18 protein-coding genes are annotated in these 16,511 nt (G+C 60.1%); 12 read left to right on the top strand and 6 right to left on the bottom strand.

Annotation, left to right across the window (positions count from 1 at the left end; all coding sequences use genetic code 11):
- Positions 1-11: 11 nt before the first annotated feature.
- Positions 12-551 carry a hypothetical protein gene (locus M3I54_RS20300; protein WP_254339107.1) on the bottom strand — a complete coding sequence of 180 codons (540 nt, stop codon included), beginning with the start codon at positions 549-551 and terminating at the stop codon, positions 12-14.
- Complete coding sequence (locus tag M3I54_RS20295; protein WP_254339105.1) at positions 512-2,878, bottom strand: winged helix-turn-helix domain-containing protein; 2,367 nt, start codon at positions 2,876-2,878, stop codon at positions 512-514. The genes M3I54_RS20300 and M3I54_RS20295 overlap by 40 nt, the downstream gene beginning before the upstream one ends.
- A gap of 256 nt (positions 2,879-3,134) precedes the next feature.
- Here M3I54_RS20295 and M3I54_RS20290 point away from each other — a divergent pair, with 256 nt between their 5' ends.
- From M3I54_RS20290 to M3I54_RS20250, 9 genes are all read left to right on the top strand, one after another.
- Positions 3,135-4,241, top strand: coding sequence for a DJ-1/PfpI family protein (locus M3I54_RS20290; protein ID WP_254339103.1), 1,107 nt, complete (start codon positions 3,135-3,137; stop codon positions 4,239-4,241).
- Positions 4,238-4,678, top strand: a complete 441-nt coding sequence (locus M3I54_RS20285) for an ester cyclase (protein ID WP_254339101.1) — start codon at positions 4,238-4,240, stop codon at positions 4,676-4,678. The genes M3I54_RS20290 and M3I54_RS20285 overlap by 4 nt, the downstream gene beginning before the upstream one ends.
- 37 nt (positions 4,679-4,715) lie before the next feature.
- Positions 4,716-5,198 carry a nuclear transport factor 2 family protein gene (locus M3I54_RS20280; protein WP_254339098.1) on the top strand — a complete coding sequence of 161 codons (483 nt, stop codon included), beginning with the start codon at positions 4,716-4,718 and terminating at the stop codon, positions 5,196-5,198.
- 47 nt (positions 5,199-5,245) lie between these two features.
- A complete protein-coding gene (locus M3I54_RS20275) occupies positions 5,246-6,751 on the top strand; it encodes a toluene monooxygenase (protein ID WP_254339096.1) in 1,506 nt (501 codons plus the stop codon).
- Position 6,752: 1 nt separating this feature from the next.
- Entirely contained in the window at positions 6,753-7,025 is a 273-nt protein-coding gene (locus M3I54_RS20270) for a toluene-4-monooxygenase system B family protein (RefSeq protein ID WP_254339094.1), read from the top strand.
- A 12-nt stretch (positions 7,026-7,037) separates the two neighbouring features.
- On the top strand, positions 7,038-7,325 hold the full coding sequence (locus tag M3I54_RS20265; RefSeq protein ID WP_254339092.1) for an MmoB/DmpM family protein: 288 nt from the start codon (positions 7,038-7,040) through the stop codon (positions 7,323-7,325).
- 45 nt (positions 7,326-7,370) lie between these two features.
- Complete coding sequence (locus tag M3I54_RS20260) at positions 7,371-9,398, top strand: AraC family transcriptional regulator N-terminal domain-containing protein (protein WP_254339091.1); 2,028 nt, start codon at positions 7,371-7,373, stop codon at positions 9,396-9,398.
- Positions 9,398-9,721, top strand: coding sequence for a Rieske 2Fe-2S domain-containing protein (locus M3I54_RS20255; RefSeq protein ID WP_254339083.1), 324 nt, complete (start codon positions 9,398-9,400; stop codon positions 9,719-9,721). Before M3I54_RS20260 ends, M3I54_RS20255 begins: the two co-directional genes overlap by 1 nt.
- A 311-nt stretch (positions 9,722-10,032) precedes the next feature.
- Positions 10,033-11,580 (top strand): winged helix-turn-helix domain-containing protein, encoded by a 1,548-nt coding sequence (locus M3I54_RS20250; protein ID WP_254339081.1) that lies wholly within the window; start codon positions 10,033-10,035, stop codon positions 11,578-11,580.
- Here the strand turns inward: M3I54_RS20250 and M3I54_RS20245 are convergent.
- The gene (locus tag M3I54_RS20245; protein WP_254339079.1) at positions 11,565-11,849 is read right to left on the bottom strand and encodes a hypothetical protein; all 285 of its coding nucleotides are present in this window, start codon (positions 11,847-11,849) and stop codon (positions 11,565-11,567) included. The two genes, M3I54_RS20250 and M3I54_RS20245, sit on opposite strands and share 16 nt — an antisense overlap.
- Before the next feature lie 53 nt (positions 11,850-11,902).
- Positions 11,903-12,097 carry a hypothetical protein gene (locus M3I54_RS20240; RefSeq protein WP_254339077.1) on the bottom strand — a complete coding sequence of 65 codons (195 nt, stop codon included), beginning with the start codon at positions 12,095-12,097 and terminating at the stop codon, positions 11,903-11,905.
- A 211-nt stretch (positions 12,098-12,308) separates the two neighbouring features.
- Here M3I54_RS20240 and M3I54_RS20235 point away from each other — a divergent pair, with 211 nt between their 5' ends.
- Positions 12,309-13,103 carry an SDR family NAD(P)-dependent oxidoreductase gene (locus M3I54_RS20235; RefSeq protein ID WP_254339075.1) on the top strand — a complete coding sequence of 265 codons (795 nt, stop codon included), beginning with the start codon at positions 12,309-12,311 and terminating at the stop codon, positions 13,101-13,103.
- Between the two features lie 26 nt (positions 13,104-13,129).
- Here the strand turns inward: M3I54_RS20235 and M3I54_RS20230 are convergent, their stop codons facing one another.
- Positions 13,130-13,603, bottom strand: a complete 474-nt coding sequence (locus M3I54_RS20230) for a hypothetical protein (RefSeq protein ID WP_254339073.1) — start codon at positions 13,601-13,603, stop codon at positions 13,130-13,132.
- Between the two features lie 269 nt (positions 13,604-13,872).
- Between M3I54_RS20230 and M3I54_RS20225 the strand changes: the two genes are divergently transcribed.
- Complete coding sequence (locus M3I54_RS20225; protein WP_254339071.1) at positions 13,873-15,093, top strand: MFS transporter; 1,221 nt, start codon at positions 13,873-13,875, stop codon at positions 15,091-15,093.
- Between the two features lie 30 nt (positions 15,094-15,123).
- On the opposite strand, the gene M3I54_RS20220 is transcribed toward M3I54_RS20225, so the two are convergent.
- A complete protein-coding gene (locus M3I54_RS20220) occupies positions 15,124-15,513 on the bottom strand; it encodes a response regulator transcription factor (RefSeq protein ID WP_254339069.1) in 390 nt (129 codons plus the stop codon).
- Positions 15,514-15,758: 245 nt separating this feature from the next.
- Here M3I54_RS20220 and M3I54_RS20215 point away from each other — a divergent pair, with 245 nt between their 5' ends.
- Positions 15,759-16,439: a response regulator transcription factor gene (locus M3I54_RS20215; protein ID WP_254339067.1), complete on the top strand. Its 681-nt coding sequence runs from the start codon at positions 15,759-15,761 to the stop codon at positions 16,437-16,439.
- Positions 16,440-16,511 lie beyond the last annotated feature (72 nt).

Genomic DNA, 16,511 nt, shown 5'->3' with positions numbered 1-16,511 from the left:
GGGGGCTCTTGTCAGTCGAATTTTCGGGACGCTATGCGAACACTGGCGAGCAACTCCCGCGATTCCTTTAAATCTACGATTTCGAATCCTTCGGTGAATTTGTCGTAGATCGGCGAAAGCACGGACTCCACCAGCGCGGTTTTGCCTTGCCTGAGCTTGAGGCGGGCGAGGCTCTTCGCCGCTCGTAGTTCCAGGAACAGCGCGCCTTGCTGCTGCGCGACTTCGATGGCGTGGAGATAAAGCGCTTCGGATACGCCGCGCGGATCGAGTTCGTCGGACGTGGCGAGTATTTCGCCCTTGATCCTTACCAACTCCGATATGCACCACAGTTCATCGTGCGCCTTTGACCACACCAATGCATCCTCGATCGCCGTTAGCGCTCGTACGTGATCTCCAAAGCGCAGAAGGCCCCGGGCATACATCCCCGCAAACATCGGATAACGCATTCCGATATGTTCGCGCTCGAGTTGCGCTAACGCTTCGGAGAGGATCGGGAGCCCGGCAGGGTTCTCTATCTCGACCAGAAGCGCGCCATGAAGACCACGCGCCATTGCGTCGAAGAGGGCCAGCCGTGCTTTGCTACGGTGTCTTGCAATGTGCTCAGGGCACCCTCAGCCGAGACGAGATCTCCTGCGTAGAGCGCGAGCGGAATGAACGCAAACACGAGAACGTACCCAATCGGCAAAGTATGGTCGCTTTCTTGTGCATCGATGAGAGCCCGGCGCGCCTCCTTGAGCGCTCGCTCTGGGCATCCCAGCGTCCACAAGACGCTGGCTATCAACGAACGGGTTCCCTCGCGTCCCTTTACGTGGTTGTCGGAGAGTTGAGATCGATGGTTGGGTGAGTCGTACCACTCGAGCACGCGCTCGAGCAACCGCCGAGCCTCGGCTTGCTTGCCCATGTGGTGCCACGCGAACGCTGTGAGCCGGTTGCCTTCCGACATCGCGGTCTCATTCTGTATCGTGAATGCAATGGAGCGGAACTTCTGCAGCCGTTCCTCAGCGGCGCGGTGTCTTCCTGAATACACCAGGCCACAACAGGCGGCGAATAATGAACGTAACTGGTATTCCTCATCGTCAAGCTGTTCCGCAATGGCCAGTGCAGCGGTGCATGCAGCGTCGACCTGCGAGACCATGCCGCGCGTATACAGTGCCGAGGCGGCAAGTGCCGTGTAGAGTTTCATCCGCTGCCTGTCGAGCGTGGGCGAGCGGGCATCCGCCCGATAAAGTGCGTGCTCGATGCGACTGCGGCATTCGTCTAGCGAGGAAAGTCGGATCCACGCAGGAATCGCGGCAACGGTGAGCGCAATGCCAAGCGATGTATCTCCCTGCGCAGAGAACGCCCAGTTCAGTGCGGCGCGAACGTCGTCGATCGTGGGTATGTGATTTGCCAGCCATCGTGTATCGGGCGGCCTGTTCCAGCAGTCTGTGACACGCGCGTACAAATCATGGAAATGCTCGGCGTGGCGACGGGAGACCATGTTCAGCTCATTCGCATCTGCAAGCTTACGTCGCGCGTAATCACGAGTCGTGTCGAGAAGACGATATCGCAACGCATCGTCGGCGACGTTTGCCGACAGCATCGACTTCGACACGAGGCTTGCAACCGCATCGATCACACTGGAGTAAGGCAGGTTTTCGTCGCCTGCAACAGCAGCCGCAGACCCGAGCGAAAAGACGCCTGGAAATATTCCCAATCTGCGCAGCACGAGCCGTTCGACCGCGGGCAACAACTGATGACTCCAGTCGAGTGTGGCCAGCAAAGTTCTCTGCCGCTCTGGAGCCGTGCGTCGCCCCTGCGCGAGCGCGGAAAAGCGGTCGTCGAGCAAGTTGAGCAATTCACGAACGCCGAAGGCATCCAGACGCGTTGCCGCAAGCTCGATTGCCAAGGCAATGCCGTCCAGGCGCCGGCAGATTTGCGTGACAACGGGCGCATCTTCGTCTGACGGCAGGAAGTCGCCGCGTGCGGCAATGGCTCGCTCGATAAAAAGCTCGACAGCGGGGTATTGAAGCGCGGCGTCGATCGTCAGGTGTGCCGAGTCGGGGGGACTTTCGAGCGGCTCGAGCCGGTACACGTATTCGCCAACTGCCTGCAGCGGCTCGCGGCTGGTCGCAAGAACATGGATTTGCGGGGCCGCCGCGATCATATGCTCGGCGATGATGGCTGCTGCCTCGACGATCTGTTCGCAGCTGTCGAGCACGATGAGCTGTGGACGATTCCGAAGCCGGAGGTAATTCGTCAGCGCTCGCAGGATGTCGTCCGAGTGAACGACCAGACCGATCGTGCTGGCGACGGCATGGGGCACGAAGCTCGGGTCGGACAGCCGGGAAAGGTTGACGAACCATACGTCGTGTTCGTCCAGCGCGACCATTTCGCGGGCAACCGCCAGCGCGACCGTTGTTTTGCCTATCCCTCCGGGGCCTGCCACCGTCAGAAGCCGCAAGCGCGAGAGCCGCCTCAGCAGGTCGTGGATCGTCTTCGCGCGTCCGATCGGGCGAACCCATGCGGCGGGAATGTTGTGCGAAACCTGGGGACGCGATTGCGGCGGTGTTACGGCGCCCGACATCGTTTCGCGTTCGACGGGCGCGACGAATTGATAGCCGCGGCCGACCACCGTCGCGATAAAACGCTGGCCCTGGGGCTCGTCTCCCAAGACTTTGCGCAAGGCCGCGATATTCACCTTGAGATTGCCTTCCTCCACGACATTTTTCGGCCAGACGCGAGCCATGAGCTCCTTTTTGCTGATGAGCTCCCCCCGACGTTCGACGAGCGCGGTCAGCAAGTCGAGCGCTCGACCGCCAATCAGCACGCGCGTGTCGCCATCGAGCAATGTCTTCTGTGACGGAATCAGGCGGAATGAACCGAACCGGTAAGCCACTCCAGTTTCGGCGGTTGGGTGTGCCTCATCGCTCAGCCCGTGGCTGATTGGCAATCTATGCATGATTGAGCCCCGAACTGGCATCAGGATCGTCGCCGGGAACCGCTTGCGCAGATGCCCGTGTTTGCAATTCCGCAGTCAACTCCCCTTGCGAGCGTCATTCCATAGCCTGGCGAAGGCCTCGCTCGCAAGTTTCGATTTTTCATACGTTTCGAGCAGGCGCGCCGCACGGTTTCGAGGCCCGGGCGTTGCAGGAATGGGCATTTGGCGCGCCGTATTGCAGGATATTTCCCCGGAGACTATAAATCAGTCGAGGAGGAGGCCCAATATGCGGCGCATCCTGATGATCGTTTCCAGCGCACGCGAGCTTCCGCTCGAGGGCGGCGACTCGTTGCTCACCGGCTACTGGGCCGATGAAGTCTACACGCCGCTTAGGCGTTTTCGCGCTGCCGGCGTGGACGTGCGAATTCACACGGTGGACGGGCGGCCCGGAATTGCGGACCCCTTCAGCCTGGAGCCCCGATTTCACTATCCCGACACGGACAGGGACTTTCTCGCCGCAATCGTAAGATCCTTCGCCGATGATCCGGAAGGGATTCGCTTTACGCTGCATCACTTTACGGAACTCGACTTGATCGCATCGCGTCGCGTGTACGAGGCATTGACGTTTGCGAATGTCGAGCACGGACTGGCCCGCGCCAATGTAGAAGCGGCGGCAAAGGAAAGCTGGAAACACGATATCGGCTTTCTCGAAGCGCTCGCTGCGCGGCCGAAAATCAGCGCGATCGTACCGCCCGCGCGGGCGCAAGTTCTGGCCGATTCAGTGAAGCACGATAGCGAACGTTTAGCGCAAACCTGCGCCCATTCGCTGGAAAATGATCGTGCGCTAAACGCGCCATACGACCTCCGCAGCTTGTCGGACGAGGAGATTCATTCGTTCGACGCAGTGTTCATTCCGGGCGGTCACGGCGCGATCGTCGATCTGCCGGACAACCGCGATGTCGAACGCGTGCTGCGCCTCGCGCATTCCCGGCGGCGCCTGATCGCTCTGCTCTGCCACGGACCCGCCGCGCTGCTTTCGGTTGGCAACGGTCCCGACGGCGGGTGGCTATTCGACGGATATCGGGTGGCGGCATTCAGCAATGAGGAAGAAGACCAGGCGATTGTCGGACTGCAGCGGCATCCGTGGTTTCTCGAAAGCGAGTTGAAGAATCGTGGCGTTGTCTATGATGAAGCGCCTCCGTGGGTGTCTCATGTGGTGGTAGACCGTCATTTGCTGACGGCGCAGAATCAGATGTCCGATGAAGCCTGTGCGGAAGCGGTGTTGCGCAAACTCGGTGCCCTGCAAGGGAGTGCGGCATGAACATTGCCCTCGAAGTCGCCCATGCATTCATTGGCTGTCTTGCTCGACATGATGTCGACGGCGCCCTCACATCCTGTTCCCCCCATTGCTCCATTCACATCGTTCCACTTGCGCTCGATGGCCCTATTCACGCCGAAGGGCGCAGATTCTTCGAGAACTGGTTTTCCGCGTTTCCAGACTTGACGTTGAGCACGCGGCGCATGTTCGCAACGCATGAAGATGTCGTGGCCGTGGAGACGACTTTCGATGGCACGCAGGCTGGCGAATTTCTAGGCGTGATCAATCAGGAAAAACATATCGATCTCGACGAAGTGTGGCTGCTGCATACACGTAGCGATCGCATCGAGGCGGTCAAGCTATTCTGGTGCCAAAACCAGCTATACCGGCGACTTGCCGTACGGCGTCTGGACCGCGTAACGATCACCACGTCATTCTGATTCGTCGCGCTTTGTCGAATCGGACAAGGAGACATCCATGCCTGAAGTCCCGGAACGTCGCGCGATTACCACCGGGCAGCGCGCTAACGGCGCGGTGCTCCGTTTTTTCGACGCATATCGACGCCAGGACGTCGAGGGCATGGTCGACGCGTGTGTGGACAACGCGAACTTTCGCTATGTGCCGGCCGAGGTCATGCGCAAGCAGCGCGTGATTCGTGGCGACGGTAAGGTGCGCGGAGTCGGGAAAACATGGTGGTCGTCGTTGATCGACGCCTTTCCCGACCTGACCAACGACGTGCAATGGATTGGCAACGACGACGAGGGCAACGTGGCGGTCGAGGTCACGATCTCCGGAACCCAGGCCAAGGCGTTCGGCACGCTCGCGAACAGCGGCATGCATTACGATCTGGCCCACCTCTTTCTCTTCCATGTCAATCGCGAAGGGCTGATCGACGACATCGTCGCCTATTGGGACACCGCGGACTGGTATCGACAACTCGGACGGCTCGAATGTGACTGATGCCCCGCGACAAGCAGGTTCAGCGAGGTAGGGCGCAGGAGATATTGATGACTTCACTCAGGCGTGAAGATTGGTACGACGTTTATCGCGACGTCGAATGGACGCTCTCGTACGTCGACCAGGATGCAGTTTTTCCCGAATGGTTGTCCGGCACCGGAAAGGTGCCGATCGACGCATGGAAGCAGTGGGACGAACCGTACAAGATCACCTATCCGGAATACGTTGCAACGCAGCGTGAGAAGGAAGCCTCGGCCTATGCCGTGAAGTCGGCATTGCGGCGGTCGTCGATCTTCGAGCAGCTCGACGAGGGCTGGAAGTCGGTTTCGAAGATTCACTACGGTGCGGTCTCGCTGATCGAATACCTGGCTGTGCTCGCGGAATTGCGTATGGCGCGCTTTGGTTTGGCTCCTGCGTGGCGGCAGATGGCGATGTTCGGTGCGCTCGATGAAATTCGTCACGCTCAGCTTGACTTGCTGTTCGCCCATGAATTCATCAGCAGGGACCAGCAATACGATTGGGCGCTCAAGGCCTATCACACCGACGAATGGGTGGCCGTAGCCGGGCGGGCTGCATTCGACGGCATGATGGTGAATCCGAGCGCGGTTGATATTGCCATTCAATTGCCGTTTACGTTCGAAACCGCATTTACCAACGTTCAGTTCATCGGGCTGGCGGCAGATGCGCTCAGTTCCGCCGACATCAATTTTGCAAACATGATTTCGTCCGTGCAGACGGACGAGGCGCGCCACGCGCAACAGGGCCATCCGACGATAGAAATACTGATGCGGCACGATCCAAAACGGGCGCAGTGGCTGATTGACAAGACGTTCTGGATCAGCGCGCGGCTTTTCGCGGTGATCAGCGGGATTTGCATGGATTACTACACGCCGCTCGAGCACCGGAAACTGTCATACAAAGAGTTCATGGAAGAGTGGGTCGTCGATCAGTACCAGCGCACCTTGCAGGAGTACGGTCTGAAGCGGCCCTGGTTCTGGCAGGAATTCATCGATGGACTCGACATCTGGCACCATTCGCTCCAGATGGGAATCTGGTTCTGGCGTCCCACAGTCTGGTGGAAGCCACAGGGCGGTGTGAGCGAAGACGAACGGGCCTGGCTGCGGGAAAAGTACCCGCGTTGGGAAAAGGAATTCGGCCCGGGCTGGGACACGATCATTGCGAACATCAATAGCGGGCAGGAAGAGAAAACGCTGCCAAAAACGCTTCCCTGGTTATGCAACTGCTGTCATCTGCCTATCGGGACCGCGGGCGCGCCCAATAACGACCGGTATCCGGTGCGCAGCTATCCGCTCGAACACAATGGCTACACCTACCATTTCTGCTCGAAACCGTGCCGGCAGATCTGGTGGGAAGACAAGGACACTATTCACCAGAAGACCGTGGTCGAACGGCTCCTGGGTGGAGAAGTGCAGCCGCAAACGCTCCAGGGCGTTCTCGACTACATGGGCCTCACGCCCGAGGTAATGGGGAAAGATGCAAAGAATTACGCGTGGGCGTACTCGTATCGTGACGATAAAACCGCGGAGCAGGCTTGATATGAATGCAACCCGAAATACGCAGCCCACTACCCTGGCGATCAACGCGCTGTTCATTGGCGATATCGTTACCCAGCTCGTTTTCGTGCGTGACACCGACACGATCGCGGAGGTCGCCGAGAAGGTCGCCGCACAATCGGTCGGTATCCGGGTTCCGCGAAGAGACGCGCCGATGGTTGTCTATTTCAACGGCGTCGCGTTGCCAATGAGCGAGACGGTCACAGGTGCCGGTATCGATGCACTGCAATGTCTGACTGTGCGCTACGCGGAGTGAGCGGAGCGGAACATGACGCGTTCAGCGAACCTCGTGGGACCCGTGCTGCGCATGGTCGATGACGTCGATGCCGTGGTGCGCGCAATCGTGGAGGACAACCCGAATCGGGAAATCGAACTGGTCGATCGCGGCGCGTACATACGGGTGCAGGCGGAAGGGTTTCTTCGCGTGAGCCGGGATTCGATCGAGCGGCAGGTCGGAAGGCCGTACCAGATGCGGGAACTGGAGCAGATGCTCGCTTCGTTTGCCGGGCGCATCGAGACGACGTCGGACGAGGTGACATGGCGGTACACGGTCTGATGTCGAAGGCGTAATGCATGGGCGCTGAACATAAGGACGCAGATAATGGACGACTCCGCCTCGAATGCTAAAGCGAGACCGTTGCACACATGGAGCGTGTTCGGCGAGATTCGCCGCATGCCAAGCGAATATGAAATCGTCACGCACGAAGTGAATTACACGCTGCGCAAGCGCCGTACGGCGGCCTTCGAGTTGAATCCAACAACGCCCGCCAACATGTGGTACTTGACGTATCGCGACAAGTCGCCGGTGCAGGTCGCAGAGTGGAACGAATTCCGCGACCCGGACGAAATGACGTACCGCAAGTACGTAACGACCCAGGACGAACAGGAAAGCGTCATGAAAGGTGTGCTCGACCAATACGAGCGCACTGCGCATGACAGTGACATCTCGGCCCGTTGGCTGGACACGCTGGCACGCGTGCTCATACCGACTCGCTATCCGGTTCACGGGTTGCAGATGACGCAAGCCTATCTGGGCACGATCGCGCCTTCGTCGTACATCACGAATTGCGCTGCGTTTGCGGCCGGCGACCTGTTGCGGCGTGGCTCGCTGATTGCGTACCGGACGCGCCAGTTGCAACTCGCCCGTCCCGACGTGCATGTACTGGTCGAAGCGCGGCGTATCTGGGAGGCAGATCTGGGTTGGCAGCCCGCGAGGAAAGCATTGGAGACCGCGCTGATAACCTACGATTGGGCCGAGTGCCTGACCGCGGTGAATCTCGTGTTGCGCCCGGCGCTCGACGAAGTTCTGCTTGCACAACTCGCGAACGTTGCTCGCAAGAATCGCGACGACTTGACCTGGCTACTGCTCACAAATCTGGCGATGGACTCTGCTCGCGCCGCTCGCTGGAGTTGCGCGCTTGCGCGCTTTGCGATCGCGCGCAACCCGGATAACGTCGGCAGTTTTGCGCGTTGGGTCAAAAAGTGGCGCGCCCGCGCCGAGGATGCCGCCGGCGGCCTCGCGACGTTGCTCACCAGCGTATCGTCGCCGGGGCAGGAAGAATTGAAGACGCTCGAGGCGGCACGCAATGCAATTGCCGCGTCCCTCGAAGCAGCCGGCATTTCCGCAGACCTGGATAAAACCGTTGTTGCAGCGAATCGCCCCACGAAATCGTCGGCCGCGCCGCAATACATGGCCCCGCTGCTCAGCGACCCGCTGATCGCATTGTTCGACAAATACGCCGTGGCGCCTGGCGCCAATCCGTGCCGATGGACCGGACTCACTTTCTACCGCTTCGAAAGCCCGGTGGCGCCGCACTGGGACCAAACGGCCTCGCTGGCATTCTGCATAGTCGTGCAGGGACGCAAACGCGTGACGATCAACGGACGCAAGTACTTCTTCGACCCCGCAAACTATTTTCTGATCAATCGAGCGACGCGCTTGCAGGCCGAGATTCTCGAAGGCTCTCCCGCGCAACCGTTTCTTTCGATGATCTTGCAGATTCCGGCGGCGGCAGTCGCCGAAGTGCTGATCGAAAGCCTGCCTGGGCTGCAGGCGCAGGCAGGCGCGGACGACGAGGAAGAAGAAGCCTATGTGTCGAAATTCGACGGCGACCTGCGCGACGCAGTCCTGCGCTTTCTGAAAACGCTCGACGACGATAGCGAACGCCGCCTGCTCGGACCGCTGTTTCTGCGGGAGATCGTGTTCCGGTTGCTGCGTCACGACCAGGCGCCACGCCTCGTTACCGCAGCGCTGTACGGGAAAACGTCGCGCAAGGTGTTCGCTGCGATTCGCTATATGCAGTCCGAATTCGACAAGTCGATCACTATCGACGATATCGCCCGCGCGGTGGGGGCGAGCACGTCGACGCTCGCGCATTCGTTCAAGGAGATCATCGGTGTCTCGCCGTATCATTTCCTCAAGCAGTTAAGGCTGGAGCGCGCACGCGTGTTGATGATTCGCGAGGGCTGGGGTGTGAGCGAAGCCGCTGCTCGCACGGGCTATGCGAGTCCGTCGCATTTCGTGAAGGCTTTTACCAGTTATTTTGGCGAGGCCCCGAGCCAATACGCGAATCAGTTTCGCGGCAAGCCGACGCTCAATGTGATGGAGACTACCGAAACGAGGACGTGATGACGGAGGACTTGTCGTGGATCGACGTCATGGACTCGAACGACCTCTGGATCGGCGAGATGGTCGCTGTGGAGTCCGTGTTCGGGCCGCTCCTGATGATCAATATCGACGGTGCGGTTCGCGCGTATGAGAACCGGTGCCCGCATATGGGCGCCCGGCTTAGCGACGGCGAATTCGCCAATGGCGTTATTGTGTGCCCGAATCACCGGTGGGAGTTTTGCGCACATAGCGGCCGCGGGATCAACCCCGCCGGCAAGCAATTGAACCCGCATCGGGTGCGGATCGTGGGCGGCCGCATCCTGGTCGCATCGGGCCAATCGTAAATTCTTCAGTTCAATTGCCCTAACGCAGCGGCGGCTTCTGCGCACCACGCCTTAGCCGTTCCTCCCGAATCCAGCGTTGTCCAGATAGGCCTTGATCGGCATCCAGCCGCCATGGCGTCGAATCCTGCGAGATTCGCGTCAATTCCTGCAAATGGATGCCCGCGCGCTGTACGCGCCAGCAACCCGCGCCTTCAATGAAGGATAAGCCAGTCCGGCCGCGAGACGTCATTGATCCGCTCCGCTGGCGCGTGCTTTTTTGCCAATCAGGAGGGCGTTATGCGATGCCGGTCAATCCCTCGCGGTGTGCAACCATGAAACCGCGCCCGCCCGCCTCAACCCCATCGCCGGGCGTCGCGGGGGCCTTCTCGTTCGGACCGTTTCGCTTGCTTCCCGGGCAGCAATTGCTGCTCGAAGATGGAGCGCCCGTGCATATCGGCAGCCGCGCGTTGCTTCTTCTCACAGCGCTTGTCGAGAATGCGGGCGAGTTGGTCAGCAAGAGCGACCTGATTGCGCGCGCATGGCCGGACGCCGTGGTCGACGAAGGCAATCTCAAGGTCCATATCGCAGCGCTTCGCAGGGCGCTTGGAGACGGCCTGCGCGGAAATCGGTATCTCGCCACGATCAGTGGGCGCGGTTACATCTTCGTGGCGCCGGTCGAGTACGTGGAGCAAAAGGTGTCGGCGCGGCGAAACGGAGCGGCTCAGGCTTCTTGCCGTCTTCCGGCGATGCCGACGAACACGATTGGCCGCGCAGATGCGATCGAGAGGCTTGGCGATGCCTTGTCGCGCCAACGCCTCGTGACGGTCGTCGGCCCCGGCGGCATCGGCAAGACGGCAGTGGCGCTGTGCACGGCGCAAGGCGCGCAGGACAACTATGCGCACGGCGTGAGCTTCGTCGATCTCGGGCCGGTAGCGGAACCGGGCGCCTTCTTTGCCGCCGTTGCCAGCGCGCTCGGTCTGATCATTCGCAGTGCAGATAAACGCTCGGCGATCATGGCGCATCTTCGCGAGCGGCAGATGCTGATCGTGCTCGATACCTGCGAACACGTGATCGACGAGGCTGCGTTGTTCGTGGAACAGGTGATGCGCGGCGCACCGAATGTCGTCATCATGGCGACAAGCCGTCAATCGCTTCGCGCCAGTGGCGAATATTTGCACCGGCTGCTGCCGTTGCCAAGTCCGCCGGACGCCGTCGGGCTCACGGCGTCGGAGGCGCTGACGTTCTCCGCTGTCCAGCTGTTCGCCGAACGCGCCGCTGCGGGCCAGCAGGGATTCGCGCTCAGCGACGAAAATGCGCCGATCGTTGGAGAAATCTGCCGGAATCTGGACGGCCTGCCTCTCGCGATCGAGCTGGTCGCGACGCGCTTCGATGCATTCGGTCTCCGCGGGTTGTCGTTGCTACTCGATGACAGCAGACGGCTATTGAATCAGGGCCGGCGTACGACGCTGTTGCGTCATCGGACGCTCGCAGCCGCGCTCGAATGGAGTTACGAGCTGTTGCCGAGAGTGGAGCGTACGATACTGCGACGCATTTCGTTGTTCGCCAGCCCGTTTACGCTCGAAGCTGCGAGCGCTCTCGCAGAAGATGGAGACATCACCGCGAGCGATGTCATTGGCGGCGTGGCCCAGCTCGTCGAAAAATCGCTTCTATCAGCCGACGTGAGCGGGTCGATCACACGATATCGTTTGCTCAATACCACGCGCGCCTATGCACTGCAGAAACTTGCTGACGGCGGTGAGTTGGAGTCGATTACACGGCGCTACGCGGAACGGCTTCCCGGTTTGTTCGCGCCGCCCGAGGCAAAAACCGACATGCAGCCACGCAAGAAGTCGCGCGCGAATGTTCAGCGAAAGCAATGAGTCGGGTTCGCGGGGGATTGCGCTGGCGAATCGCCGCTCTCTTGCGTCTGTGCCGCTTGCCGGGCTGCGAGCCGCGCCTCGGCCGCCTCGATGTTGAGGGGGAAGCGAAGATTCGACGCCTGGGTGGGCCAAAAGCCTTCGCTTTCCAGGTCATAGAGATGCTGCAGCACCTCGGCTCGCGTGCATGGTCCTGATGCCGCTTGTGCGAGGCAAACGGCGGGCGATAGTCCCAGCTCGACGACGATCATCGTGAGAATACGTAAATCCATATCGCTGAACCCGCCCTGTAGACGAAGCCGTCATACGGCAATGTCTGAAGCCGCTAACTTCCAGTGAAGAGATTGCAGTAGCTGTGCGGACCCACACATTCGCTGTTGCCTTGTGTATTCCCGTTCTGCATTTGTTGCATACCCGGAGACCCGCTTTGGGTTGAGTCATTTGTCGGCATGCTGGATTGCGCCTGAGAAAGCGCAGGCACCAGCACGGCAAAAAGAATGATTGCTTTCACGAGCTTCATGTTCGCCTCCTCGACTGGCTTGAATCACGGTGAGGTCATATTCGCACCGCCTGCCAATCGCGGCTTTTCAGAATGCGCTGGGAATTGCGGCTTTGCCCGAATCGGCGCGTACCCCTCTCTGACAAATCGAATGGCGCGTCTTAATATCGAGCACACGGTTCGCGTATGCAGTCAACGCGCGTATCGCGCCAATGTTTTCGTGGAGATCGAGATGAATATCGATTTGAGTGGAAAGAGAGCGGTGGTCAGTGGATCCAGCTCCGGCATCGGCCTCGCAATTGCAACGGGGCTCGCTTCATGTGGCGCACTGACGATCGTGAATGGACGCAAACAGGACGCAGTTGACAGCGCTATCGCGCGCATCAAGGCCAGCGTGCCTGACGCGAACGTGCGCGGAGTGGCGTGCGATCTCGGCACGCCTGAAGGCGTCACTGCGTTCGTCGAGGACGTGCCCGAAGCGGACATCCTCGTGAACAACCTTGGTTTCTTCGGGCCCGGCGATATCCTGAGCACGGCGGACGCGCAATGGGAGCGATACTTTCAGGTCAATGTGATGTCTGGCGTGCGCATGACGCGTGCCTATCTCGATGGCATGATGCGCCGGCACTGGGGGAGAATCGTGTTTATTTCCTCCGAATCGGGACTGGCGATTCCCCCCGATATGCTCGCATATGGCTTCACGAAAACAGCCCAATTGAGCATTTCACGCGGCGTCGCAAAGTTCGCCGCAAATAGCGGCGTGACCGTGAACGCGGTGTTGCCCGGGCCGACGCTCTCGGAAGGCGCGCTCGATATGGTCGCCGCGACCGCGAAAGCGCAAGGCAAGACGCCGGACCAGGTGCTCAACGAATTTGTCATCAGTACGCGCGGTTCGTCGATTATCCGGCGCGCCGCGACGACCGAAGAAGTGGCCAATATGGTGATTTACGTCTGCTCGCAGCAGGCTTCGGCCACGACGGGTGCCGCACTGAAAGTGGAGGGCGGCATCGTCGATTCGATAGCTTGACGTACTGCCATGAGCGATAGCCGGGTCTACCTCATCCGCCAGGGTGGCTCGGCTTCTTCAACCATGCTGTCAGGACCGAAGTAGTCGAACGCGAGCGAGGCCAGCGCCGCCGTCTTGAGGACGGTTTCAACCAGCGAGAGGCAAAAGAACCACGGCGAGAGCGAATACATGCGCGGCAGCGCCATGGAGATGACGATGATACTCACGGCACAGCAGAACGAAAACACGGCGAGCGCGAGATGCGCGCGGCGCAGTGTCCAGATCACGATGACGGTGAGGATCACCTTGGCGACGAGCACAGCCACGACGGGAAGGATTTCCGTCTCGCCTGCGAGTTCCCAGCGGGTTTCGAAAAGCGCCCACAGCCAGACCATGACAATCGACGCCTTTGACATCGTTCCAAGCGCAACTCGCGCCGGCACGGCGGTTTCGCTCGTATCAATGTCGGCAAAGGAGTGCGGGAATTCCGCCTGTGCAAAGTAACTGTCTTCGGCTTTCATGACAACCTCAACGACTTCGGGTAGAACACGATCGACAACGCGAAACCAGTATGGCGGCGGTGCGGCAAGTGTTCTTTCTCGATGAACGCGCAAATTGCGCAGAAAAACGGGCGACGCGCGGCCCGGAAGGGGACGCGGAGCCCAACGCAGCGGAGCTACCTTTTTTAACCGAAATTTACTGTCATTTCACCGGCGCGGTTTCTAAGCTTTTGAGGAACTGCGGCGCGGCGATAGAGGCCGCATGCCTGTGATCGGCCGTGGGATTTGCCATGCATGAAAAAGCGTACGCGGCGGAGTGCGAAGCCGTTGAAATCCATTGCACGAAGGAGTCGGAGGCAGAGAAGCGTGGCCGCACGTTGTTCGCGCTTGCGCTCGGGAGCTTTTGCATTGGCACCTCAGAGTTCGCGAGCATGGGCATACTGCAACTCTTCGCGTCCGACCTCGATATTGGAATTCCGCGCGCAACACATGCAGTCACGGCCTATGCGTTTGGCGTGGTCATTGGCGCACCGGTGTTGACGTTGGCGGCGGCAAGGCTGAACCGGCGCACGCTCTTGTTGATCCTGATGGCGGTGTTCGCCGCGGGCAATTTGCTTTCTGCCGCGGCGACCCAGATCGGCATGCTCGCAGTCGCGCGGTTCATCAGCGGTTTGCCACAAGGCGCGTATTTCGGCGCCGGCGCGTTTGTGGCGTCTTATATCGTTGGGCCCGGCGCGTCGGGCAAGGCGTTTGCATTCGTGATGACCGGGCTTACGATAGCGACGATTTTCGGCGCGCCGCTCGCGACATTCCTCGGGCAGACACTCGGCTGGCGCGAAACTTATATTGCCGTAGGCGCGCTGGCGCTGCTGGCGCTTGCCGCGTTGTGGGCCTGGGTGCCGGTGAACGAGGCGTTGAACGGCGGCCCGTTGAAGCAGGAACTCGGCGCGCTGCGCAAGCCGTCGGTCTGGGTCATGATGAGCGTCGCCGCGTTGGGCGTCGGCAGTATTTTCGCGGTCTACACGTTTATTGGCCCCTTCGTTACCGACGTTGCCGGGCTGAACGCGTCGGCGATTCCGGTTGCGCTGGCGCTCTTCGGTGTCGGCATGACGCTCGGCAATGCCGCAGGAGGACACGTTGCCGACAAGCACGACGCATTGGGGCTGTTATTGGGCTTCGGTTCCGCGCTCGCCGTATTGGTGCTGCTAGCGCTGTTCGGCCACTCGGTGTGGGTGTTGATGCTGTCGCTGTTTGGTGTCGGCGCGACCATGATGGGCGCCATTCCGACCATTCAGGTTCGTCTCACGCGGCTCGCGCCTGAAGCATCGACGCTGATGGGGGCAATGAATCTCGCGTCGCTGAACGTCGCGAATGCGCTTGGTGCCTGGGCCGGGGCGCTAGCGATCGGAGCCGGCTGGGGCCTGCTGTCCGCGGTTTGGGCGGGGTTTGCGTTGACGCTCGCGGGCTTGCTGGTTTTTGCTGTCACGTTTCGCGCTCGCAACCTGGGTTGAACGAAGGTGAACTAAAGAAGGCGCGGCGCTTCAATCTGCGCGCGGAGACCTCGCTTTATCAAGCGCACATTTGACGTTGCTTGCGACGATATTGAAATCCGTGGGTTTGGTGAGATAGGCCAGCGCGCCCTTGGCGAGGACGACCGCTTCGTCGCGTGCGGTGGGATAGCCCGTGAGGAAGATAGTCGGAGGGGCGTAGCCGTTGGCCAGCAGGCATGCATGCATTTCGATGCCCGACATGCCCGGCATGGTGACGTCGCTGATGAGGCAGTGTGTTTGTCCAACGGCGCCCGAATCCAGAAATGCGGCCGCAGATTCGAATGTCAGGACTTCCCAACCCATCGACCGGATGGCGCTGGCCGTTGCCATCCGCATGGATTCGTCGTCTTCGACTATTGAAACAAGGGCGACAGGAGTCACGGTGTGCCCCCAAATGGGAAACAGAAGATCTGCCTCGCAGACTAGTCCGACAAACGACTTTCGATAACCATACGTTCGTATAATGTCGACTGTCTTCGGGCAAGTTTGTGGCTTTGGCGCGCTGCTACAATGGAATCGGGGTAGAGTCGTCAGTCCTTAATCGTTTTCTTACGAATGCAGCGTGTGGCGAGCGGTGCAAGCGCCTGCCGTGACACGCGAGCGCCGTGACGCCTGAGGAAAGCCGGATGACTATCATGGCCAGGTCGACCACAGCGGATACCAGCGGCACGCCAGGGCCGTCGGTTGTCTACGTGATCGACGACGACGAGGAAATGAGACTCGCGCTAGGCGGCCTGCTTCGCTCGGTTGGACATCGCGTAGAGCTTTTCGATTCGCCGCACGCGTTCGTGAATTTTGCGCGCGATGAGGTTCCGAGCTGCCTCATTCTCGATGTGAGGCTGAAGGGAGAAAACGGGCTCGCGTTCCAGCGGTCGATAGCGAAAATCGCGCCGCATATTCCCATCCTTTTCATTTCCGGTTATGCCGACGTCGAGATGTCGGTCAAGGCGATGAAAGCAGGAGCGGTGGACTTCTTCACGAAGCCGTTTCGTGAGCAGGACATGCTCGACGCGGTGGCGCAAGCGCTCACGCGCGACGCGGCACGCCTCTCTTCGGATTCAGCCCTGGCCGAACTGCGCCAACGTTTCGAAGCGCTGACGCCGAAAGAGCACGAAGTGCTGGAGTTCGTGCTGGCCGGTCTGCTGAACAAGCAAATCGCCGAGGAAATGCATGTCAGCGAGATCACGGTGAAATTGCATCGCGGACAGGTCATGCGCAAGATGGGCATTCATTCGGTGGTCGATCTTGTCCGCCAGGCGCAAATGCTGGGTGTGGTGCCTCGCACGCCAACACGCCGCCGCTCATAGCGCACGATCGGCTTGCCCATTGCGCCGACTCACGCGCACGCGAGTCATGAATTTTCGGCCTTAAACCAAAGT

The organism is Paraburkholderia sp. CNPSo 3274 (assembly GCF_024206475.1).
Classification (GTDB): domain Bacteria; phylum Pseudomonadota; class Gammaproteobacteria; order Burkholderiales; family Burkholderiaceae; genus Paraburkholderia.
Note: the sequence above shows the minus strand (reverse complement) of the source record. Positions and strands in the feature narration are given on the sequence as shown.